Origin of the sequence: Haloterrigena sp. H1, from assembly GCF_005938085.1 — an archaeon.
Lineage (GTDB): Archaea > Halobacteriota > Halobacteria > Halobacteriales > Natrialbaceae > Natrinema.
The window spans coordinates 1,387,570-1,409,166 of record NZ_SMZK01000001.1; the positions used below are offsets into that span (position 1 = coordinate 1,387,570).

Consider the following 21,597-nt stretch of genomic DNA (forward strand, 5'->3'; position numbering starts at 1 on the left):
GGGCTATTAGGACTCGAGGTCGCGCTGTCGGCCCTTCGGCACCATCGAACGGAGTTCGCCGTGGACGTAGAGGCCGATGCCGATCGGCTCCAGCTCGCCGGCGACCTCGTGGGCGGCGATGAGATACCCCCAGTCGCCGTCCCACTCGAGTTCCTGATCCTCGCCGGTTGCGAACCGTTGGGCCTGCTCGCGGTCGAGTTCGATCACGCAGTCGCTCGCTTCCCGGCCGAAGCGCTGGACGAAGTCCGTCGTGGGCTTCCAGTGTTCCTGTCGGGTCCGCAGGCAGGTCATGCCGATCGCTTCGATCTCGATCGGCGTCGGCGCGTCGCCGGCGTAGATCCAGATCTTCCCCGCGCCTTTCTCCCAGAAGGTGTAGTCGTCGAACGTCGCCGGTGGAATCCCGAAGCGATCCGCGAAGTAGTCGACGACCGCCGCGCGCGTCGCGCGCCCCTCGACGGTCCGCTCGGCTGCGGTTGCGGGCAGGCGATCGAACCGCTGCCCGTCGTTCGCGTGCTCGTCGCTCATTACGCGGTCACCTCCAACTTCGCGACGAAGAAGCCGCCGGTGTCGTTCTGGTGGGGATAGATCCGAGCCGCCTTCTCGAGACTCGAGTCGTAGGTCGTGCCATCCCACTCGGTCAGTCCGGGCGAGTGCTCGAGGCCGAGCTCGAAGTCGACGACGCGACAGGATTCGGTCTCGAGAGCGTGCTGGACGACGGCCTCGTTTTCCTCGGGGGCAAAGGTACACGTCGAGTAGACGACCGTTCCACCCTCGCGGGTGGCCTGGATCGCCCGGCGGATGATCCCCTTCTGGATGCCTGCGACCGAAGAGATGTGGCCTTCCGACCAGTTGTCGAGCGCGTCGGGGTTCTTTCGAATCGTTCCTTCACAGGAACAGGGGGCGTCGACCAGCGTCCGGTCGAAGGCATCGAAGTCGAACCGCTCGAGCGAGTAGTTGCGCGCGTCCGCGTTGGTTACCGCGAGGCTGGTCGCGCCGAGACGTTCGGCGTTGAATCGCAGCGCCGAGATGCGTCCGAGATTGTTGTCGTTGGCGACGACCGTTCCGCGGTCGTCCATCAGTGCCGCCAGTTGGGTCGCTTTCCCACCCGGTGCGGCACAGCTGTCCCAGACCCGTTCACCGGGCTGGGGATCGAGGACGACCGCCGGTACCGCCGAAACCTCTTCCTGGCCGTGTGTAAAGCCGTGAAACGAGGTCCACGTCGATCCCGGCGACTCGGTCTCGAGGTCCAAGACGCGAGGGTTCCAGTCGGCCTGGTCGTAGCCGACGCCCTCTCGGTCTAAGGCCGCGAGCGTTCGCTCGACCGAGGCCTTGATCGTATTCACGCGGACGGCGTTGCCAAGCGGCCGCTCGCAGGCTGCGAGAAAGGCGTCGAAATCATCGATAATCGATCGATACCGCTCGAGTGGCTCCATCGGCCGCGAGTTCGAGTGCCCGGCGTTTGTGGGTTTCGAAGCGGGCGGCAACAGTCGCATCGACGACGCTTCCGTTCCACTCGAGTGCGAGTGCCAGTGCCAGTCTGGAACCGACGGCGCTGGTCGCCCGCTCTCTCCCGGTGCGGGGCGGAGCGACGGCAGCCGCCATCGATTTTATACGGCTGACACCCCTCGATTTACGCATGACTGGTATTCGCATTCATGGGCCGGAACCGGACCTCGAGAACCCGACGCTTGTCGAGGGGTTTCCGGGCGTCGGTCTCGTCGGCAAGATCGCGACCGACCACCTCGTCGAGCAACTCGAGATGCGCTACTACGCGAGCGTCCATTGCGAGGGGCTGCCCCGGATCGGGGTCTACCGGGGCGGCGACCGGACGGTACGCCCGCCAGTACGGCTCTACGTCAGCGAGGAACAGGATCTGATCGCCCTTCAGAGCGACGCACCGATCACCTCCAAGGCCGTCGAAACCGTTGCTGCCTGTTTGACCAACTGGATCGTCAATCAGGCTGCGACGCCGATCTATCTCAGCGGCCTCCCCGCTGACCGTGACGAGGGGAGCCGACCCGACCTCTACGGGGTTACGACCGGCGACGGCGACGAGCGACTCGAGGCCGCCGAGATCCCGATCCCGCCCGAGGACGGCGTCATCACCGGGCCGACGGGGGCGCTCATCAACCGTGCCGCACAGGAGAGCCACGACAGTATCGGCCTCGTCGTCGAGTGTGATCCGCAGTTCCCCGACCCCGAAGCCGCGAGCGTGCTGCTCGAGGACGGTGTCAGCCCGATCGCCGACATCGATGTCAACGTGCAGGATCTCGTCGACAGAGCCGAGGAGATCCGGGCGAAACGGGAGCGGCTGGCACAGCAGATGCAGGCGATCGGGCGAGAGGAGAGCTCTCAGGCCCAGCCGTTACGGATGTACCAGTAATCGCTGCTGGTCGCTCGCCGCTCACTGCTCGGTCGGGCCGCGCTAGACCTCGAGAGTCGCTTCTCTGCTGTTCGCCAGCGAGCGTATCGCGGTGCGAACGCTGGACGAGCAACGAGTCGACCGACCCGCACGGCGACCACGATAACGCCTATCGACAGCGATCGAGCTGGCTGTGCGTATCGCTTTTGAGGAACATGGTCACCGCTTTCGCTGTCGCAAGGCGAACCGCTGGCCGGTACCAAAACCTCTTTTCGCGTTCTGCCCGTTCGGTCGGACATGGTGACTTCCGACGCTGATACGATTCCGCCAGAGACGTGTCCAATCGCTGATGGCATGCCGATGCTCGGTCTCGGCACCTGGCAAAACGAGGACCCCGAGCAGTGTGCCGAAAGCGTTCAGACGGCCCTCGAGATGGGCTATCGACATATCGACACCGCCCAGATTTACGGCAACGAGGACGCCGTCGGTGACGGAATCGCGGCTGCGGATGTCGACCGCGAGGAGATCTTCCTCGCGACCAAGGTCTGGATCGACAACCTCGAACGCGACGACGTCATCGAGACGACCCGCGAGAGTCTCGACCGACTGGGCGTCGACTCCGTCGATCTGCTGTACGTCCACTGGCCGTCCCGGACGTACGACGCCGAAGAGACCCTCGGGGCCTTTTCCGAGCTCGTCGACGAGGGCCTGACCGAGCGCATCGGCGTCAGTAACTTCCAGCCCGAACAGCTCGAGGAAGCCGTCGACGTCTGTGACGAGCCGATCTTCGCGAATCAGGTCGAACTCCACCCGCTGCTGCCACAGGCTGAACTTCGAGAGGCTTGCGAGGCCCACGACGTCGAGGTCGTCGGCTACTCGCCGCTCGCCCGTGGACAGGTCCTCGACCAGCCCGTGATTCAGGAGATCGCCGACAAACACGACGCAAGCGCGGCCCAGGTCAGCCTCGCCTGGGCACGCGAGAAGGGCGTGACGGCGATTCCGAAAGCGACCAGCACAGATCACATTACGGACAACTGGGGATCGCTGGCGGTGGACCTCGACGATGAAGACGTCGACGCCATCGACGCTATCGACGAGACGAATCGCGAGGTCGACCCCGACTTTGCCCCCTGGAACTGATCGGCACGGAGACGGCTAACCCGCCGAAATCGCCTCCTTGTTCTGCTCTAGTATCATATTTTCGAGTGTAGCAGAAAAACTATATATCGGCTCTGAAGAAAAAGCAGGAAAGTTTACGGTACGTCAGCTTTTTGGCTCGCGTATGTCTACCCGCTCACAACGCAGTGGCGGTGGTGGGCTTGTCGGTGCGGTCAGGACCGACATTCGGCGGTTACACGGGGCCTGGATGGAACTCGTCTTCCGCAGGCAACGTGGCCGCGGCCACTCCGTCATGGGCAAGTGGAAGCCCGAGAGCCTGCCACAGAAGGTCGCCTATCACACCTGGAGCGCCCTGGGGATCCTCGGCCTGCTCGTCCTCTATCCGTTGACTGTCCTCGGCCTCGCGACCCGCTTTTACGCGGCGAAACTCGACTCGACGCGAACGCGGATCGGCATCGTCGGCGTCACGGCCGTCGCACTCGTCGGTTGGGGGACGCTGTCGGTGATCGCATACGTGCTGAATCGGGTCCCCTTTGACGCCTTCCTCGCGATTGCGGCCGCCAGCGCCGTCGCAATCGTCTCGACGACGCTCGCAGCCGTCACCTCGAAGTTCGGCGGCCGGCCGCTCTCGGTCCTGCTCGCCTATCCGTTCGCGATGACGGCGCTGTTCTTGCCGCCGGTCGTCGCGGCGCTCGTGACGCCGTCGCTACACCCGTACGTCCTCGATCCCAGCTACGAGTTCGCTGCCTGGGCGCTCGATAACGTACTGGTCGTTGGCGGCATCAACGACTATCTGCGGAGCAACTTCAGCCTCGAGGGGGCGGCGTACGCGGCGATGTGGCTCGGTCTCTCGTTCCCGCTGGGCTGGCTCCTCGGGGGTGCCGTGACGTTGGCGGACTTGGTTCGTCCCTCGGAGGAGTAACTGCGGTTCGTTCTCACGGTTTCGATCGTACCGGACAAAATGAGTGCCTCTTGGCCGACAGCATGAACGGACTGCCGATTCCCGATACCATTAGGTGGCCGATTCCTAACCCCCGCATATGAAGTTCGATCTTCCCAAGACGGCGGCCGTGTTCATCGTGATAATCGCGCTCGGCGTCGGTGGGCTGGCTGCCGCCCCAATGATGGGCACGAGCACCGTTTTGATGATGGTCGCGCCGTCGATGATCGCCTTCGGCCTGATCATGCTCGCACTCGGCGTCAAACACGGCGAGTACCGCGCAGCAGGTCGCTAACGGCCGAGACGTAGCGCTTGCTTTGTATCGATATCGGACCACCATCTGTTCTCTCCAAGCCGTCGCTCGCGACACTCTCGAGCGGTGAAAACGCAAAATCAGCAGGTAGCGAGTGATACGATCCTCGACCGCGACCGGCCTACATGTAGCCCAGATCGCGCAGGCGCTCCATCAGATCCTCTTTGTCCTGGGCGCGGCCCGCGCGCTCGGTCGTGCCCTCGAGGTCCTGGAGCCAGGCGGGCTCCTGGTCGCTCTTCTCGGTGCTGACTTCGCTGCCGAGCGAGCGGAAGCCGGCGAAGTACTTCGGCGAAATCGGGATGTCGTCCTGTGCGACGCCCTCCGGCAGGTCGTCGTCGCTTTCGGGGACGTAGCCCTCCTCGGGGAAGTTCTCGACGGTGTCCGGCACCACGAAGTTCCAGAACGCGTCCCAGACGGCGGCCTCGTCGAACTGCAGGATGGGCTGGATGCGGTCGTGGGGTGGGTAGATGTCGGGGTCGTGACGCGGCGAGAAGAACGTCTCGTCTGCGCGGGCTTCCTGTTCGTCCCAGCGGACGCCGGAGATGACGCCGTCGATGTCGTACTCCTCTAAGGCGTCGTTGAGCGCGACCGTCTTCAGCAGGTGGTTGCCGACGTAGGTGTCGAGCAGGAACGGGAACGTGTCCTCCTCGTACTCGAGGATGTCACGAACGTGGTGCTGGTTGTGCTCGGAGAGATCCGAAATGTCGATGTCGTCGCCCGGCTCGAGATCGTGCTCGTCGACGTACGCGCCGACGTCCTCGTTGCGCGCGTAGATGACCTCCAGGTCCCACTCGTCGGCCCAGTGGTCGACGAAGTCGTGGATCTCGTCGAAGTGCTGGTAGTGGTCGATAAAGACCGCAGGCGGTACCTCGAGGTCGAAGCGGTCGGCGACCTCCTTGATGAAATAGAGTGTCAGCGTCGAGTCTTTGCCGCCGGTCCACATGACCGCGGGGTTCTCGTAGGACTCGAGGCCCTCGCGAGTGACCTCGATCGCTTTCTCGATCTTGTCCTGAATGTGGGTGTAGTCCTCGGGATCTTCGCCTTCACCGTCGGCATAGTCGACGTCGACGTAGTCAGGGAAATTCTCGCTCATCTCGTAATTAGATATAATTAGGAGAGGTAAATTCTTTGGGTCGGCGGAAAGCTCTGTCGCCATTTCGGACCCGTCGGTGCCTGGTTCCGGTCGGCCGACGCGGATAGCAGCGGCGATACCGGCGAATCGGTCGGTCTCGAGAGCCAAACCACGACTACATGCAATCGACACGGTACGAGACGGGGGACGGCCGGGCCGAGCCGGCTCTGTCGCCGCCTCGTGTGCGAATGTTACCACTCGCGAAAATTTCTTGTAGTGGCTTCCCGATGTGGGCGTGTGGTTAGTTAGCAATCGGTCGGCAGCGGGCAAGTGATGTACAGTCGAGAGCGCTGGGGGACCACTGGTCCGCATGAGACGATGCCGCAATCCGGAGGACACTGTGTCAGCACATGAATCCGAGCCGATACGACGGAGCATCGAAGTCGAGTATTGGGTCATCGACGACGAGGGGCGGCTGGCCGAACCGGCGGAACTCGTCGAGGCGTCGGCGGGAGCCGAGCGCGAGTTCGTCGAGCCGCTGCTCGAGATCAAAACGACGCCGTGTGAGACGTCGGCCGAGCTACGCGACGAACTGTTCGATCGGATCGAACGCGTGCTGGATCGAGCCGACGAACTCGACAAGGGCCTCGTCCCGCTCGCGACACCGGTAAACCACGACGAAGTGCAGGATCGCCCGAGTGATCGGACGCGGATCCAAGATACGGTCATCGGTGACGAGTTCGAGTACGTCCGCCACTGTGCGGGCACCCACATCCACGTCGAGCAACAGCCGGGCCGTGAGATCGACCAGTTGAACGCGCTCATCGCGCTCGATCCCGCGCTGGCGTTGGTCAACTCATCGCCGTACTTTCGGGGCCGGTATCTGGCCGGCGGGGCGCGGTCGAAACTCTACCGCTGGATGGCATACGATGGTGTCCCACACCAGGGCCGGCTGTGGCCCTACGCTGACGACGCAGCCGAGTGGACCCGCCGGCTCGAGCGGCGATACGAGGAGTTCGTGACGGCGGCCATCGAGGCGGGTGCTGATCGGGCGACCATCCAGTCAAGTTTCGACCCCGAAAGTGCCGTCTGGACGCCCGTACAGCTCCGAGAAACGTTTTCGACCGTCGAGTGGCGCTCACCCGATACCGCCCTTCCGAGTCAGGTCGTCCGACTGGCCGACAGGATCGCCGAGGTCAGCGCTCACCTCGAGGATGCCACCATCCGCATCGAGGGCGATTCCGGTGCCATCACGACTGACGAAGTCGTCCTGCCCGAGTTCGATGCGGTGATCGAGTACGTCAACGCCGCGATCCGAGAGGGACTGGCGTCGGACGCGGTTCGATCCTACCTCGAGCGGATGGGGTTCGACGTCGCGGCCTACGAGCCGATATCACACGAGATCGACGGCCGGGGACCGGTCGACCTGGAGGAGGCACGGCAGCTCCGACTCGAGTACGCCGAGCGCCTCGAGCAGGACGTTCGGCAGGCGCGGACGGTCGCGAGCGATTAGTCTCCCAGCAGTACTCGATAGCGGACCCCATCACATACCGAGTCTGCCATCCACTGCGGGAAGAACCGCCTACAGCTGGTGTTGACAGCTGTGACAGTACCTCACACCAGCCTGATTTCGCGTTCCACACACAGCACACCGAACGGACGACGAGTCACCGGCGTCGACGCCGCGCTCGTTCGCCAGCGCCGCGAAAATGTCGTCGTGGTCTGTGACGTCGTGTTCCGCGTGGCCGTGCGTCCGCGCCCACTCGTTGATCAGGTCGTCGTCTCGCAACCGTTCGAGGCCGCGGGTCAACCCCAGAAAGCAAAGCGTCGGCGCGATCATGACGAACGCTGCCAGGGTGAGGCGGCCGAGAAGTGCATACGATCCCGGATCGTCCATAGGCGTCGGGTTCGCGGTTAGGGGTAAAAATGTTACTACTGACCGACTCAATCGATGGGGTTGTACTCGAGCGATGACTCAGCTCCCGAAGAACGCCGTGTACTCACGCAGCGGGGGCGACGCGATAGAGACCACCACTACCGGCCCTGAATCCAAGTATGTACACCGTGCCCGCGTCGTCGCGGCCGAACGAGAACAGCCGCTCGAGGCTCCTCTCGCCGTCGATCTCGATGGCAGTTGTCGGCCATACGCTGCCATCGTCGTCGGGGCGAGTGGCAGCGAACAGCCGGCCGTCCGCCGCGAGATCGCCGAAGACGTACGCGCCCTCGAGCGCCGGCAGTGTGGAGTCGCGGGAGACGTAGCCGCCGATGACCGAGATGCCGCTGACACCTGTCTCGGCCGGTGGGTGTGGGTACTCGATGATGGGGTCCTGAAACTGGCCGCCGAGACCGGGCCCGGATGGCTCGTCCGGACAGTCGTCCGCTCGGTAGCAGTGGGTCCCCTCTTTGACGTTCCAGCCGTAGTTGCCCCCGTTCTCGACGATGTTTACCTCCTCGTAGTCGCTTTCGCCAACGTCCGCGACGAAGCAGTCGCCGTCGTCGAACGACAGCCGCCAGGGGTTTCGAAACCCCCAGGCGTAGTACTCGTCAAGTCCGTCGCGACCGACCAGCGGGTTGTCCTCGGGGACGGCGTACTCCCCGGCGGCCGAGCGGCCGTCGACGTCGATGCGGATCACGCTTCCCAGCAGATCCGTCGTCACATCCTGTCCACCGCCGCCACCTCCGCCGCCCGCACCGATCCCGGCATAGAGGTAGCCGTCCGGTCCGAACGCGAGATCACCGCCGTTGTGAAAGTCCGCCGGCTGGGGGATCTCGAGGACGACGCGTTCGGAGTCCGGCCGCACTCGCGTCCCGTCGTCGGTTACCTCGAACGTCGCGAGGATACCTGTGTGATCGAACTGCCGTGGCGTTCCGGGCTGCCGCTGTGCGCTGTAGTGGACGAACAGGCGACGGTTCTCGGCGAAGTCGGGATGGAGCGTCATGCCGAGCAGTCCCCGCTCACCGCCGGTGACGACCGTCTCGCGCAGGTCAAGCAACGGCTTGCCACGGAGTCCATTGGACTCGTGGACCCAAACCTGACCGTCGCGTTCCGCAATATACCGCCGGTCCGCATCGGGTGCGAAGTCGACGGCCAGCGGAAATCCCAGCCCGTCGATAACTATCTCGAGACCGACTGTGTCGGGTAGTGCAACGATCGCGTCCGGCTCGTTCGTGTTGACGTCAGCGGCCACCGATCGCGATGTGGTGCCGACCACCCCGGTCGCCACGCCGACGGCTGCTCCCGTCAGGAACCGGCGTCGGCTGAATGGTAGGTTCATTTTGGGAGATTCTGTACCACACCGAGACGGAAATACACCGTTCTGCCGTCGGTGAACGGTACGGTGATCCGACGGATCGCCAGCATCGTCGTCGATTCGGTCGTCGACTCGAGTCCGAGACGGGCTGTGACTGGCATCGTGACCGACGGCTCGGAGACCGGCGAGCCCGCGAGCCCTCACGACCGGTCGTCGAGGAACCGCTCGGCACGCCGCTGGCCCCGCTGTATCAACCGATCGATGAACGCTGGATCCCGATCGACTTTCGACGGCGACGACAGGTCGCTGCCGAGGTCGATGAACTCGACGTCGATCGGCTTGTACTCCTGCGGGAGGCTCCCACCTTCGATCAGGTCGTTGATCGTCTCGATGAAGTAGACCTCCTGATACAGCGAGAGGTTGCCTGCCAGTTCGTTGCGCCGGTCGGCGATGTCTTCCATCGACCGGGGGATGTCTTCGCGCTGTTTGGGATTGATCTGGATGATCCAGATCTCGTCGGGTTTGTCGGCTGCGGTCTCTGGCACTGTCAGGAAGTCGCGAACCGGCGGGTTCTGCGAGAACAGCCCGTCCCAGTACCAGTGGCTGTCGATCCCGACGGCTTCGAACAGCGTCGGAATCGCTGCCGACGCGAGCACCGTCTTCGCGGTGACTTCCTCGTTGCGAAAGGTTTCGAACTCGCCTTCGGTGACGTCCGCCGCGCCGAGGATCAGATCCACCGACGTGTCGGCGGCGAGCGCCGGAACGCGGTCGAACTCGATGTGGGACTCGAGCGTGTCGAGAAACCGATCTCGCCCGAGTTCGGCAGCGGGCAGTTCGTACGGACTGAACAGCGGCAACGGCCCCCCGCGTGCCGCGAACTCCGCCAGCCAGACGAGCCAGTCGTTGGCGATCCTGTCCGGTGGCGAGCGCGCCGCGAAGTCCCGCCAGATCGCATCGAGCGTTTCGACTGCGTACTCGGTCCCGTTCGTGACGAGCCCGTACCAGGCGACGGTCGCGCAGATGGCGCCACCGGACGTGCCGCTCATGCCGACGAGTTCGTAGTGGCGTGTCTCACATTCGCGAAGGAGTCGTTTGAGCACGCCCGCGGTGAACGCCGTGTGGCTCCCGCCGCCCTGACAGGCGATCGCGACTCGAGTCGTACTGCCGGTCTCGGCACCGTCGCCCATGCGTGACGGTGACCACGGACCGCGAGTTAGTGCTACGGGTGCAGATTCGTGTGCAGAGAAGCCACTCCTCGGTACGTTCTACGTGTGGTTCAGTCAGAGAACGCTCCGCGTCGATTCGGCCTCAGTCCGTGATGAACTTGTTGTCCCGCCAATTGACGCCGCCCTGGCCCGAGCCGTGGTCGCGGGGGCCTTCGACGACTTCGATGTCGGCGGGTCGCGGTTCGCCGTCGACGATCCGTGTCGCCTCGAGGTCGCCATCGTGCTCGGAGATCGCCGTCAGGGTGCCTTTCTCGGCAGCTTCGGCGATGCCACAGAGCACGAGGAACATCTGGTACTGCAGCAGCGAGTTCTGCAGGACGGTCTCGCGGTCGCCTTTGAACGCGGCGAACTCGACGAGTTCGGATTCGATCTCCTCTTCTTCGTCCTCGTCCCAGCTAAACGACTTCTGTCGGCGCTCGTCGGGATCCTCTTCGTAGACCCGGTTTTCCGTGACGCTGGCTTTGAGTTGGGCCGTCGGGGTGTACTTGCTGACGGACTGATCCTCGGCGACGGCTTTGAGAATCAGCGTGTTGTTGCGCCGCGTGATCTCGACGTCGTCGACCCCGTCGGGGAACGTTGCGTTGTCGATGTGGTCGTGGAGATCTTCGAGAGGCAGTTCGAGCGTTGAGTGCAGCCGATATACGTGTCTGGATTCCTCTGTTGACATAGTGGGAAGGTGTCTACGGCGACAGTCGTGGTCTGTTACTACGAGACCGCGACTTATATGACCTGCTATTAAATCCGTGAGGGACGACTCGTGACAAATCTGTGTTCACGGTCGTACGCGTTACGCTGCGTTGAGCGTCTCCGCGAGTTCACCGCGTTCATCGAGTTCCTCTAGGATGTCGGAGCCGCCGACGAATTCGCCGTCAACGAACGTCTGTGGGATCGTCTCCCAGCCGCTTTGCTCGTTGAGCGCCACGCGATACTCGTCGAGCGACTCGAGGACGTCGACGGTTTCGAACTCGTCGCGGTGCTGACTGATCAGCCCGAGCGCTTTGCGGGAGTAGCCACACTGGGGCATCAGTTCGGTCCCTTTCATGAAGAGGACGATTTCGTTTTCCTCGAGCGTTTCGGCGACCTGCTCGTTGACCTCCTCCTGGTCGAGACCCTGGTTCGGTGGGAACTCCATACACGTTCGTATGGGGGAGAGGGGGATATGCCTTGTGTCCTCGCGATTTCAGATTCTCAATCGGCCGCGGTCGGTGACTCGAGGACGTCGACTTTCTCGGCGGTGTAGCCGAAGACGTTTCGGTAGCCGTTTGGCGACATGAGCACGGGATAGAACGGCTCGTCGGCGATCTGTTTTTCGCCGTCGGCCGCGGCGAACGGCGCGCCGGCTTCGACCTCCGTGAAGTTCTGGACGAACACCTCGTAGGTGTCGGCCTGTTCCTTGTCGATAACGTCGGTGAGTCGATAGACCGGCAGATCGCGGCGGACGGTATCGCCGGGTAACGCATCGACCGCGGTGAGGAACGCCCGCGTCAGCCGATCGGCGTTTTCGGCGGCCGTCTCCGAGCCCTGCAGGCCGCACTCGACTTCGACGGTGTCGACCGTCGAGAAGAGCCGTCCCTCCGCGAAGTTGCTCGTCTCGACCATCGCGGTCACGGGCAGTTGTGGGACGATCGCTTTGGCCGTCTCGCTGACGCCGTTGACGATCGCGAAGGGTTCGGCGTGACTCTGCGTGGAGTGCATCGAGAAGGTCAGACAGCCCTCGAGTTCGGTAACGAGTTCGTGTGCAAGCTGGCCTTCGTGTGTCTTTGCGTTCGGATCGCCGGGGAACGTGCGATTGAGATCTTCGTCGATGAACCGCACCCGTCGTTCGAGCGCTTTCTCGTTTACGACGATGAGTTTGACAGGCTGTTCGACGCTCGGGCGTTCGTCGAGCAACCGTTCGACGGCCCGGACGCCACAGGGCTCGTCCCCGTGGACGCCCGCGACGACTGCGATTTCCGGCGTTCCCGACCCGAGCTGTGCAACTCTCATTACCTATTAGTACGCCTGAAAGGCCAAAGGCGATTCGGTCTCTGATGGATCAGTCCTCGAGCGCCTCGACGTACTCGTAGTCGACAGTGTCCGCGATTGGCCGCTCGCCGTCGAGCGGGATCTGCCAGCCGTCGATCCGTGCCGGCTCTGTGAGAGCGTTGGTCAGCGCAGTACGAACCGTGAGAACGTCGACGCCGTAGTAGTCGTGGGGCACGTCGGAGAGATACCCCAGCGCCGTCTCGAAGAGACTCCGCATCCCGCTGTCGTTCTCGAAATCGACGTGCTTGTACGCGCCAGCGGCCACCTGGACCATCCCGTGGCAGAATTTGCTCTCGAGCGTGCCGGTGCCGTAGTTGTACCACTCGTCTTCGAAGCAGTCGTGGGACTCGTGGAACGCGCCGTCGTTGAACAACCGCACCCCGTGGATGGTCGCCCGGCGCAACGTCGCGTGTTCCCAGCGACCCGCGGACTCGTTCCAGCCCGTCGGCGTCCCGGCCGGCGGGTCGACGGTCGGGTCACGGGTGTGGTCGTCCATGGTCGACTCGAGGGGCGGCGGGCGGGTAGTTCCGTCGGTTAGGCAGTCCGTAGCGAGTGTAAGCACGGTATTTATCCCATTACGAGGTCCATATTGGCCTAATGGCTCAGCCATACGGCCGCTGCCAGCACTGCGGGGAACGCCTCTACGCGCACATCGAAGGGGGCTATCAGTGTCTGAACTGCGATCGGCGATACACGGAGACGGATATCGAGAGCCGAGCGACGTGACCGGGCCTATTGCGCTCTGACCGGCGCGGAGCGTCTCGGTCCGCAAGCGATGCGTCTGCTCCTCGAGCATCGCTCGAGCGACAATCGGACGATTTAACCCCTGTGAGCGTCTCAGAGCGAGATGCGTGCGAGGGTAGCCAAGCGGTCAACGGCGGCGGACTCAAGATCCGCTCTCGTAGGAGTTCGTGGGTTCGATCCCCTCCCCTCGCACTCACCATAGTGCGCGGCAAGACGGAGCGTCTTGCCCTCGCAAACTTCTGTACGTCGCCATCAACGAGGACGAGCGACTGGTTCGTCGAGGCAACATCACGGCCACTTTTGAGGCAGGGCCGCCGAGAGAGGGCATGAGCGACGCCGATACTGCCAGTCGTGCAGCAGTTGCCGTCCGTGCGGCAGGCGAGGGTGCTGCCGTTGCGGCCGACTCGTTTCGGACGGATATCGCAGTCGAGCACAAAGGCGAGAAGACCGATGTCGTCACGCAAGCAGACCGCGACGCACAGGAGACCGTCATCGAAACGATCCGAGAGACGTTTCCGGACGATCCGATCGTCGGCGAGGAGGCCGACGCGTTGAAGCAGGTCCCTGAAACGGGGCCGGCATGGATCGTCGATCCCATCGACGGGACCAACAACTACGTCGGCGGCATCCGCGCGTTCGGCACTGCCGTGGCGGCCGTCGTCGACGGCGAACCGGTCGGTGCGGCGTTCGACTGTCCCGCCCTCTCGGATCGCTACCGCGTCGGCCCCGAAGGCGCATATCGCAACGACGAGCCGCTATCGGTCAGCGACTGCGCCGATCCCGAAGCGGCCACCGTCTGCCCGACCTTCTGGTGGGACTTCGACCAGCGCGACCAGTACGCCGCGGCAAATCGCGCCCTCGTCGAACGGTTCGGCGATATGCGACGGTTCGGTTGTGCCCAACTCGAGCTTGCGATGGTTGCCGCGGGCGCACTCGAGGGGACGATGACCAACCTGCAAGCGAACCCGTGGGACACCGTTGCGGGCGTCTACCTCATTCGTGAGGCCGGGGGCGTCGTCACCGACCTCGAGGGTGAGCGCTGGCGACACGACAGCGACGGATTGGTCGCGTCAAACGGCGCGATTCACGACGAATTGCTCGCGGCGGCCCGCGAAATAGAGGCATGAGCTGATCGGCTCACGACCCGATTGGCCCGACAGTCTCGCTCGCTGAAAACCGGAAACGGTAAGCGGCCCCCACTACCGGATTCGGGTATGGACGACTTCATCGACCGGTACGGGGCCGAGCGCGTCTGGGCCGCGACCGTCGCGAGTCTCGCCGCCATCGTGGTCCTCGGCGCGGTCCTGTTCCCTCAGCGAGTGTACGTCAACCTGATCTGGCAGTACTTTTGGGGGCCGGTCGTCGCCGACGCCCACAGCTGGTCCTGTGTCGCGTGGGCCGACGGTCAGCAAGTAGCCTGCGGACAGGCCGGCCCGAACGCCGGGCCGACCGCCGAACCCGGCTACACGTTCATTTCGTATGCCGGCTACATCCCGACACTCGTCCTATTGCTGATCGGGATCATCTTCATTCTTCGCCGCCTCGAGATCGAACGCTTCCGCGCGGGCTTTTTCGCGCTGTTCCCGTTCATGCTCTTCGGCGGTGCCCTCCGGGTCGTCGAGGACGCCAATGCCGCATCCTACGCGTACTCCGGCGAGATGGCTATCCAGCTTCCCTGGTCCGGCTTTATTATCAGCCCACTGATCTACTTCACGGTCTTCTTCATCGCCCTTACGACGCTCGTCAGTTCCATCTGGCTCGATCGCAACGACTACGTGTCGCGCTATGAGTATCCGCTGGCAGGAATCGGGACGACCCTGCTGACGGTTTCTATCGCCTATCTCGGCTACACGGCGGCCACAGAGCCCTACTCGGAGTTTTATCCGCTGATCCCGCTGGTCGTCCTCGTCGGGGCGACGCTCGTCACTGCGATCACCTGGGTTGCGATCGAGCGGTTCGCACCGGAACTGAACCGCGGCACGCAGTACATGGGGGTCGTCGTCATCTGGGCGCACGCGGTCGACGGCGTCGCGAACGTCGTCGGCCTCGACTGGGCGACGACGCTTGGGCTCCCGGCCAATCTCGTCCCGAAGCACCCGATCAACGCGGCGATCGCCAACACGACGGCCGACGTGCTACCTGCCAGTGTCGTCTCGGCGACCGGCTCGGCCTGGCCGTTCCTGTTCGTCAAGCTCGCCGCCGCCGTCTTCGTCATCTGGATCTTCGACGAGACCGTCTTCGAGGACAACCCCCGCTACGCGATCTTGCTCATGATCACCGTCGTCGCCGTCGGCCTCGGTCCCGGGACCCGTGACATGCTGCGAGCGACGTTCGGCGTCTGAATCGTCCTGTTTCTCGTTCTAGGTTCCTCGAGCCCGCCACGAGCCAGCGCTGCCCGAACGTGCGATCCGAACGCCACGAACGGGGCCTTTAATCGCCCGCGGCGGGAACGAGCGTGCATGAGTAAGACGGATGGGTGGTTCGCGGCTGTCGACCGCGACGATCCCGACGCGATGGCGACCGCGGTTCGCGAGGGCAGCGCCGGCGAGCCCCGCGACTGGCCGGCACTCGCAGTCGAGGCGGGCTTTGCGAGTGACGAAGACGAGTATTACGACGCGCTGCGTGAGGCGACGACTGAAGCCACGCGGGCCGCGGTGACCGAACGCGAACGGGCCGACGACCGCCAGCTCGTCCACGCAGTACGGGCAATGGACGACTGCAGTCGGACGGCAAACGAACTCGCAGAACGGCTGGCCGAGTGGGCCGGCACGATCGACCCCGAGGCCGGAACCGGCGTCGCGTACGCCCGGGAACTGGCACGCGGTGAGACTGACGACGCCCTCGAGGAACCCGCGGTCCGCTCGCTTGCTACCCGCGTCGCGGACCTCGCCGACGAGGCGGACGACCTCCGAGAGTTCATCCAACGCCAGACGCCGGCCATCGCGCCAAACCTCGCAGCACTTGCCGATCCAGTCCTCGCGGCACGACTGATCTCGCTGGCCGGCGGACTCGAGGATCTCGCGAAGAAGCCCAGCGGGACGATTCAGGTCCTCGGTGCGGAAGACGCCCTGTTCGCCCACCTGCGAGGACATGCGCCCTCGCCAAAACACGGGATCATCTACACCCACGACGCAGTCCGTGGCACCCATCCCGACGACCGGGGCTCTGCAGCACGCGCGGTCGCTGGCAAACTCGCCATCGCCGCCCGCGTCGACCATTACTCGGGCGAGTTAAAGCCCGAACTCGAGGCCGAACTCGCAGACCGGGTCGAGACGATTCAGGCGCGGACGGCGGACGACGGAGGTGCAAACGATGAGTGAGCTTCCGGCAGGTGTCGAGCGCCACGCGTTCGACGGCACCGACCGACTCGCAACTCGCGGCGAGCCAGTCTACGGCGAGCCCACCGACGGGGAGTGGCGCGCCTGGAACCCGAACCGGTCGAAACTCGGCGCGATGCTCGACCTCGAGATGGACACCGGCCTCGCGGGCGGTGAAACCGTCCTCTATCTGGGCGCGGCGAGCGGGACGACCGTGAGCCACGTCGCCGACTTCGCTGGTCCGACCTATGCCGTCGAGTTCGCGGCACGGCCGGCACGGGATCTGCTCGAGGCCGCGGAGAGCCGCCCACGACTCTTTCCGCTGCTGAAAGACGCCCGGAAACCCGAGACCTACGCCCATATTGTCGAGTCGGATGTCGACGTCATCGTCCAAGACGTTGCGACGCGCGGGCAGGCTCGCGTGGCGCTCGAGAACCGGCGCTTCCTGACCGAGGACGGCCGACTCCTGTTGGCGGTGAAAGCGAGGAGTGAGGACGTGACCCGCGAGCCGGCGGCCGTCTTCGCGGACGTTCGCGAAGAACTGTCTGAGGAGTACGAGATTCTGGAGACGGAACGGCTCGAGAAGTATCACGCGGATCACCTCGGGATCGTCGCGCGACCACGGTAGGCCGTCCTGAACCGCTTCGGCGACTCTCCTTTCACCGTCAGTCGCTCGGTCGCCCCTCCTCCTCGAAGTCCCTTATAAAAGATCGCACGAACGTCTTCCCGTGGGTTTCGACGCGGCGAGAATTCTACTCGCCACTTATTCGGCTCTCCCCCGACTCGTCGCGTATGAACTGCAACCAGTGTGAGCAGACCCCCGAGGGCGGCTGTACGACCGTTGGCGTCTGTGGCAAGGAACCCGATCTCAACGGCCTGCAGGAACTGGTTATCTACGGCCTCAAAGGGATCTCCGCGTACGCGACTCACGCGCGAGACATGGGCTACCGCGATCCAGACGTCGACGGCTTCGTCCACGAAGCACTGTACTCGACGCTGACGAACGTCAATTTCAGTATGGACGACCACGTCGACCTCGCGATGCGTGCCGGCGACGCCGCCGTCGACGTGATGGAACTGTTAGACGAGGCCCACACGCAGGAACTCGGCGTTCCCGAACCGACGACGGTGTCCCAGAACGACGTCGAAGGGAAGTCCATTCTAGTCACGGGACACGACCTCTACGGCTTAAAGCGGCTCTTGGAACAGGTCGAAGCCGACGACGAACAGCTCAACGTCTACACTCACTCGGAGATGTTGCCCGCTCACGGCTATCCCGAACTCGCGAAATTCGACAGTCTGAAGGGCAACGTCGGCGGGGCGTGGCACGACCAGCGCGTGCTGTTTGCGGACTTCCCCGGCGCGATCGTCGGCACCACGAACTGCGTCCAGCCGCCCCGAGAGGAGTATCGAGACCGGTTCTTTACGACCGGCCTCGCCGGCCTCGAGGACGTCGAGTCCGTCGACGGCTACGATTTCGAGCCCGTGATCGAGACCGCCAAATCGCTACCGGCGGCCGACTGGGCACAGGACGGAACCGTGACGACTGGCTACCACCACGAACCGGTGCTCGACCAGCTCGACGAGATCGTCGACGCGGTCGAGTCAGGAAACCTGCGCCGGTTCTTCGTCGTCGCCGGCTGTGACGGCCCGACGCCTGGCCGGGATTACTACCGCGAACTCGTCCAGTTGATTCCCGACGATTGCGTCGTCCTCACGACCTCCTGTGGCAAGTTCCGGTTCAACGACCTCGAGCTGGGGACCGTCCCTGGCACCGACATTCCACGTTACATCGATCTCGGCCAGTGCAACAACTCGATTTCGACGGTGAAGATCGCGGCCGAACTCGCCGACGCGTTCGACTGTGGGGTCAACGAGCTGCCGCTGTCGGTCGTCCTCTCGTGGTTCGAACAGAAGGCCGTCGCCGTTCTGTTGGGGCTTCTCAGTCTCGGTGTCGAGGACATCCGCCTCGGCCCGACGGTGCCCGATTTCCTCACACCCGAACTCGTCGAGTTGCTCAACGCGGAGTTCGGCCTTCAACCGATCGGCGAGCCGGAAGCCGACCTCCGAGAGATGCTCGACGAGCCGTTGCCTGGATCCTCGGCGGCTGGACGGCCGGCCGACGACTGACCTGACCACACCCCGATCGGGCGTGGCTGGCCCGCTTCGGTGGCCGGCACTGCCTGTAACCGACGGCGACACGCTCTCGAGTCCAAACGGTATTTACCACCGCGCCCGAAAACGTGAGACGATGGAACGCGGGTCGCGAGACGCGTTTACGCGCATGGGAACGCTGGGGATCGAAGAGGAGTGTTTCGTCGTAGACGAGGACGGCCGGCCCACCAGCGGGACCGACGACCTCGTCTACGAGTACGACCCGCCCGAGATCCTCGAGGGACGGCTCGATCACGAACTCTTTAAATTCGTCATCGAAACGCAGACGCCGCTGATCGAGGACCCCGATGACGCCCGCGAGTCGTTGCTCGAGATCCGGCAGGCGTTAGTCGATCACGCCGAGGCCCACGGCTACCGGATCGCCGCTGCCGGCCTCCACCCGCTCGCGAAGTGGCAGGACCTCGAGCACGCCGAGAAACCCCGCTATCAGGCACAGCTCGACCGGATTCAGTATCCACAGCATCGGAACACGACCGCGGGCGTCCACGTCCACGTCGGCGTCGACGACGCCGACAAGGCGGTCTGGATCGCCAACGAACTGCGGTGGTCCGTCCCGATCATGCTCGCGCTCTCTGTAAATTCGCCCTACTGGAACGGCTTCGACACCGGTCTCCAGTCTGCGCGCGCGAAGATTTTCGAGGCGCTGCCGAACACAGGGATGCCAACTCACTTCGAGGATTTCGAGGCGTTCGACCGGTTCGAGCGGCTGATGCTCGAGACCGACTCGATCAACGATCGGGGCGAACTCTGGTACGACGTGCGCCCCCACACCGAACACGGCACGGTCGAACTGCGGACGCCGGACGGCCAGGCCGACCCCGATATCGTCATGGCGTTCGTCGAGTACGCCCACGCACTCGTCTGTGCGCTGGCCGAGGAGTACGAAGATGGCACCAGCGGGCACCAGCACCGCCGGGAACTGCTCGACGAGAACAAGTGGCGGGCTATCCGCTACGGCCAGGACGCGTCGTTTATCGACCGCGATCTCGAGGGCACCGTCGACTTGGGCGAGCTCGTCGACCGCGAGTGCGAGCGGCTGGGTATCGACGGCATCAAACGGGTCTACGAGCGCGAAAGCGGTGCAGATCGACAGCGTCGGCTGCTCGAGGACGAGGGGTCAGACGCGCTGTGTGAGTCGCTGTTCCTGCAAACCGAGTGACGTTCCCACAAAGGTTTAACTCCGCGCGAGGCCTCATCCTGTACGAGACGTCACATGAGTTCCGACGACGCAGACGACCATCCGGCCGACGATGCCGACGGGAGAGACGAATCACTCGAGGGACCGGACGACATCGTCGAGACCGAGATCGGCCGCAGTCCGGCCGTCGAGGAGCTCGACCAGCGGATCGTCGATCTGCTCTCGTGGATCCTGGATACGGAAACCCGGGCGAAGATATACGTCTATCTGCTGGCGAATCCCGGGAGTACCTCCGAGGAGGTCGCGAAGGGGACCGGACTCTATCCGAGTACTGTCCGTGAGGCACTCGCGGAACTCCACGAGGAAACCCGCGTCAGCCGCGAAAAACGCGCCAGCGAAGGGGCCGGCAACAACCCCTACGAGTACACCGCGATCCAGCCAAGCGACCTCGTCGGCGATGTCGTCGATCAGGTCCAACAGGAGTTGAACACCATCTTCAGACTCGATCACGTCCTCGATCGCGAGCGCGCACACGATTCGGAACCCCTCGAGGAGCCCGAGCCGGTGACGATCACCGTCGACGACAGCACACCGACGCTCGGCGAGGACTCGGACTCAGACGCTGAGTCCGATCGCCTCGAGTTCGACGACGAGGTCGAAGTCGAATCCGTCGATATGGAGCCCGACGAGGACGAGACCACCGACGAAGACGGCTAGTCGATCGGGTCGACGCGACAGACTACTCCTCGAGTTCGAGCACGGCGGGTCGCTCCAGTTCGAGGTTTCGATCGACTGCAGAGACGGACGTCGTCGGCCACCGTCCTGTCGCCGTCAGTACCTCGATATCGTCGTCGGTAACGAGCGCAGTCCCCTCACTTTTTGCGCCCTGCACCGTCGGATTCCACGCATACGCCATCGGCGCTTCGACCGGCGCATCGTGGTCCGGCGTGGCGATCCACTCGCGGCCAGCGAAGCCGGCGGCCCCGCCCTGATGGTGATGCTCCCACTCGCCCTCGTAGCCCACCGCGTCGTAGGCCTGCTGGATCGCAGTGAAGACATCGCCAGCAGTGTCACTACTAGTTGCAGCGTCCTGTGTCGCCGCAAGTGCCGTCGCCTCCACGCGGGCCGCGGCTTCGTGGCGTTCCTCGAGCCACGCGGGCGGATCGAACGCGACGGTGCGGGTACAGCTCGCGTGGAGGCCGGCCCGTTCGGCGGTGACGGAGACGAGCGCGTACTCGCCGAGTTCGGCGTCGGTCGGCGTGTAGTGGCGATACTGCTGGGCCCGGGTTGCGCCGCCGACGAGGACGACGGGGGCCTCGATGTCACGGGCCGAGAGTGCGACTCGCAGTGCGGAGGCGACTTCGTGTTCCGTGTCCTCGGATTGAAGTTCGCGACAGACGGCTTCGACGGCGGCGGCCGTCTGCCTGCTGAGGTCACGATAGCGCTCCTGATCGCGCTCGGTCAGCGGCTGGCGCAGCGGCGTCGGATCGACGCGCTCGAATCCGGGGAGATCGACGTCGATCGCGGCCCGCTCGTCGCCGACGTGCTCGGCGATGGCCTCGTCCAGCGACGACGCGTGCCAGGGGAACTCCTCGATTACGAGTTCCCCGGTTTCCAGATCGGGGACTTCCTCGCTCACGATCCGATCGACTTCGATGTTGTTCGCCACGATGGTCACGTCGGTCCCGTCGTAGCCGACCGCAGCGACGCCGCTGTCGCCCTCGCGGTCGACGACGTTGGTCCCGCCGGTCAGCCATGCAAACGAGTTCGGTCGTGCAAACCAGACCGAATCGAGGTCGTGGGACTCGAGGTACGCCTCGAGACGTTCGCGTTTGTCCATGTCGGGTGCTGGCGAGGGTGGTCCTTGATACTGTCGGACGGCACGGCCCGGCAGTCGATCGCGAATCGAGGGCTG

General features: G+C 64.2%; 25 protein-coding genes and 1 tRNA gene. 14 read left to right on the forward strand and 12 right to left on the reverse strand.

Going from position 1 to position 21,597, the window contains the following annotated elements; all coding sequences use genetic code 11:
* Nucleotides 1-6: 6 nt before the first annotated feature.
* From E2L06_RS06975 to E2L06_RS06985, 3 genes are read right to left on the reverse strand one after another with little or no spacing between them, the layout of a single operon-like run.
* A complete protein-coding gene (locus tag E2L06_RS06975; protein WP_138779925.1) occupies nucleotides 7-525 on the reverse strand; it encodes a hypothetical protein in 519 nt (172 codons plus the stop codon).
* Nucleotides 525-1,433 (reverse strand): RsmB/NOP family class I SAM-dependent RNA methyltransferase, encoded by a 909-nt coding sequence (locus E2L06_RS06980; RefSeq protein ID WP_138779927.1) that lies wholly within the window; start codon nucleotides 1,431-1,433, stop codon nucleotides 525-527. The genes E2L06_RS06975 and E2L06_RS06980 overlap by 1 nt, the downstream gene beginning before the upstream one ends.
* Nucleotides 1,396-1,602, reverse strand: a complete 207-nt coding sequence (locus E2L06_RS06985; RefSeq protein WP_138779929.1) for a hypothetical protein — start codon at nucleotides 1,600-1,602, stop codon at nucleotides 1,396-1,398. The genes E2L06_RS06980 and E2L06_RS06985 overlap by 38 nt, the downstream gene beginning before the upstream one ends.
* Nucleotides 1,603-1,636: 34 nt before the next feature.
* On the opposite strand from E2L06_RS06985, the gene E2L06_RS06990 reads away from it, so the two are divergent.
* The 4 genes from E2L06_RS06990 (at nucleotide 1,637) to E2L06_RS07005 (ending at nucleotide 4,716) form a co-directional block, all read left to right on the forward strand.
* Complete coding sequence (locus E2L06_RS06990; protein ID WP_138779931.1) at nucleotides 1,637-2,383, forward strand: proteasome assembly chaperone family protein; 747 nt, start codon at nucleotides 1,637-1,639, stop codon at nucleotides 2,381-2,383.
* Nucleotides 2,384-2,659: 276 nt separating this feature from the next.
* Entirely contained in the window at nucleotides 2,660-3,502 is an 843-nt protein-coding gene (locus E2L06_RS06995) for an aldo/keto reductase (RefSeq protein WP_138779933.1), read from the forward strand.
* A gap of 142 nt (nucleotides 3,503-3,644) precedes the next feature.
* Nucleotides 3,645-4,403: a hypothetical protein gene (locus tag E2L06_RS07000; RefSeq protein ID WP_138779935.1), complete on the forward strand. Its 759-nt coding sequence runs from the start codon at nucleotides 3,645-3,647 to the stop codon at nucleotides 4,401-4,403.
* 118 nt (nucleotides 4,404-4,521) lie between these two features.
* Complete coding sequence (locus E2L06_RS07005; RefSeq protein WP_138779937.1) at nucleotides 4,522-4,716, forward strand: hypothetical protein; 195 nt, start codon at nucleotides 4,522-4,524, stop codon at nucleotides 4,714-4,716.
* Nucleotides 4,717-4,855: 139 nt separating this feature from the next.
* On the opposite strand, the gene E2L06_RS07010 is transcribed toward E2L06_RS07005, so the two are convergent.
* The gene (locus tag E2L06_RS07010) at nucleotides 4,856-5,827 is read right to left on the reverse strand and encodes a phosphoadenosine phosphosulfate reductase family protein (protein ID WP_138779939.1); all 972 of its coding nucleotides are present in this window, start codon (nucleotides 5,825-5,827) and stop codon (nucleotides 4,856-4,858) included.
* Nucleotides 5,828-6,206: 379 nt separating this feature from the next.
* Here E2L06_RS07010 and E2L06_RS07015 point away from each other — a divergent pair, with 379 nt between their 5' ends.
* A complete protein-coding gene (locus tag E2L06_RS07015; RefSeq protein ID WP_138779941.1) occupies nucleotides 6,207-7,319 on the forward strand; it encodes a glutamate-cysteine ligase family protein in 1,113 nt (370 codons plus the stop codon).
* A gap of 69 nt (nucleotides 7,320-7,388) precedes the next feature.
* On the opposite strand, the gene E2L06_RS07020 is transcribed toward E2L06_RS07015, so the two are convergent.
* The 7 genes from E2L06_RS07020 to E2L06_RS07050 form a co-directional block, all read right to left on the reverse strand.
* Complete coding sequence (locus E2L06_RS07020) at nucleotides 7,389-7,703, reverse strand: zinc ribbon domain-containing protein (protein WP_138779943.1); 315 nt, start codon at nucleotides 7,701-7,703, stop codon at nucleotides 7,389-7,391.
* 103 nt (nucleotides 7,704-7,806) lie between these two features.
* Nucleotides 7,807-9,081 (reverse strand): sorbosone dehydrogenase family protein, encoded by a 1,275-nt coding sequence (locus E2L06_RS07025; RefSeq protein WP_138779945.1) that lies wholly within the window; start codon nucleotides 9,079-9,081, stop codon nucleotides 7,807-7,809.
* 176 nt (nucleotides 9,082-9,257) lie between these two features.
* The gene (locus tag E2L06_RS07030; RefSeq protein WP_138779947.1) at nucleotides 9,258-10,244 is read right to left on the reverse strand and encodes a patatin-like phospholipase family protein; all 987 of its coding nucleotides are present in this window, start codon (nucleotides 10,242-10,244) and stop codon (nucleotides 9,258-9,260) included.
* Nucleotides 10,245-10,365: 121 nt separating this feature from the next.
* Nucleotides 10,366-10,950 carry a hypothetical protein gene (locus tag E2L06_RS07035; protein WP_138779949.1) on the reverse strand — a complete coding sequence of 195 codons (585 nt, stop codon included), beginning with the start codon at nucleotides 10,948-10,950 and terminating at the stop codon, nucleotides 10,366-10,368.
* A gap of 120 nt (nucleotides 10,951-11,070) precedes the next feature.
* Nucleotides 11,071-11,415 (reverse strand): glutaredoxin, encoded by a 345-nt coding sequence (locus E2L06_RS07040; RefSeq protein WP_138779951.1) that lies wholly within the window; start codon nucleotides 11,413-11,415, stop codon nucleotides 11,071-11,073.
* Between the two features lie 56 nt (nucleotides 11,416-11,471).
* Nucleotides 11,472-12,269 (reverse strand): succinylglutamate desuccinylase/aspartoacylase family protein, encoded by a 798-nt coding sequence (locus tag E2L06_RS07045; protein WP_138779953.1) that lies wholly within the window; start codon nucleotides 12,267-12,269, stop codon nucleotides 11,472-11,474.
* A 49-nt stretch (nucleotides 12,270-12,318) separates the two neighbouring features.
* Nucleotides 12,319-12,804, reverse strand: coding sequence for a DUF309 domain-containing protein (locus tag E2L06_RS07050; RefSeq protein ID WP_138779955.1), 486 nt, complete (start codon nucleotides 12,802-12,804; stop codon nucleotides 12,319-12,321).
* A 101-nt stretch (nucleotides 12,805-12,905) separates the two neighbouring features.
* Between E2L06_RS07050 and E2L06_RS22740 the strand changes: the two genes are divergently transcribed.
* From E2L06_RS22740 to E2L06_RS07090, 9 genes are all read left to right on the forward strand, one after another.
* Nucleotides 12,906-13,034: a hypothetical protein gene (locus tag E2L06_RS22740; RefSeq protein WP_283241349.1), complete on the forward strand. Its 129-nt coding sequence runs from the start codon at nucleotides 12,906-12,908 to the stop codon at nucleotides 13,032-13,034.
* A gap of 127 nt (nucleotides 13,035-13,161) precedes the next feature.
* Nucleotides 13,162-13,244 (forward strand) — tRNA-Leu (locus E2L06_RS07055).
* Nucleotides 13,245-13,378: 134 nt separating this feature from the next.
* Complete coding sequence (locus tag E2L06_RS07060; RefSeq protein ID WP_138779958.1) at nucleotides 13,379-14,179, forward strand: inositol monophosphatase; 801 nt, start codon at nucleotides 13,379-13,381, stop codon at nucleotides 14,177-14,179.
* Nucleotides 14,180-14,266: 87 nt separating this feature from the next.
* Nucleotides 14,267-15,394 carry a DUF63 family protein gene (locus tag E2L06_RS07065; RefSeq protein ID WP_138779960.1) on the forward strand — a complete coding sequence of 376 codons (1,128 nt, stop codon included), beginning with the start codon at nucleotides 14,267-14,269 and terminating at the stop codon, nucleotides 15,392-15,394.
* Between the two features lie 117 nt (nucleotides 15,395-15,511).
* Nucleotides 15,512-16,372 carry an NOP5/NOP56 family protein gene (locus E2L06_RS07070; RefSeq protein ID WP_138779962.1) on the forward strand — a complete coding sequence of 287 codons (861 nt, stop codon included), beginning with the start codon at nucleotides 15,512-15,514 and terminating at the stop codon, nucleotides 16,370-16,372.
* On the forward strand, nucleotides 16,365-16,997 hold the full coding sequence (locus E2L06_RS07075) for a fibrillarin-like rRNA/tRNA 2'-O-methyltransferase (protein ID WP_138779964.1): 633 nt from the start codon (nucleotides 16,365-16,367) through the stop codon (nucleotides 16,995-16,997). Before E2L06_RS07070 ends, E2L06_RS07075 begins: the two co-directional genes overlap by 8 nt.
* A gap of 164 nt (nucleotides 16,998-17,161) precedes the next feature.
* Entirely contained in the window at nucleotides 17,162-18,499 is a 1,338-nt protein-coding gene (hcp, locus tag E2L06_RS07080) for a hydroxylamine reductase (RefSeq protein WP_138779966.1), read from the forward strand.
* A 121-nt stretch (nucleotides 18,500-18,620) separates the two neighbouring features.
* Complete coding sequence (locus E2L06_RS07085; RefSeq protein ID WP_138779968.1) at nucleotides 18,621-19,703, forward strand: glutamate--cysteine ligase; 1,083 nt, start codon at nucleotides 18,621-18,623, stop codon at nucleotides 19,701-19,703.
* Between the two features lie 54 nt (nucleotides 19,704-19,757).
* Nucleotides 19,758-20,399, forward strand: coding sequence for a helix-turn-helix domain-containing protein (locus tag E2L06_RS07090; RefSeq protein ID WP_138779970.1), 642 nt, complete (start codon nucleotides 19,758-19,760; stop codon nucleotides 20,397-20,399).
* A 22-nt stretch (nucleotides 20,400-20,421) separates the two neighbouring features.
* On the opposite strand, the gene E2L06_RS07095 is transcribed toward E2L06_RS07090, so the two are convergent.
* Nucleotides 20,422-21,522, reverse strand: a complete 1,101-nt coding sequence (locus tag E2L06_RS07095) for a Xaa-Pro peptidase family protein (RefSeq protein ID WP_138779972.1) — start codon at nucleotides 21,520-21,522, stop codon at nucleotides 20,422-20,424.
* Between the last annotated feature and the right edge of the window lie 75 nt (nucleotides 21,523-21,597).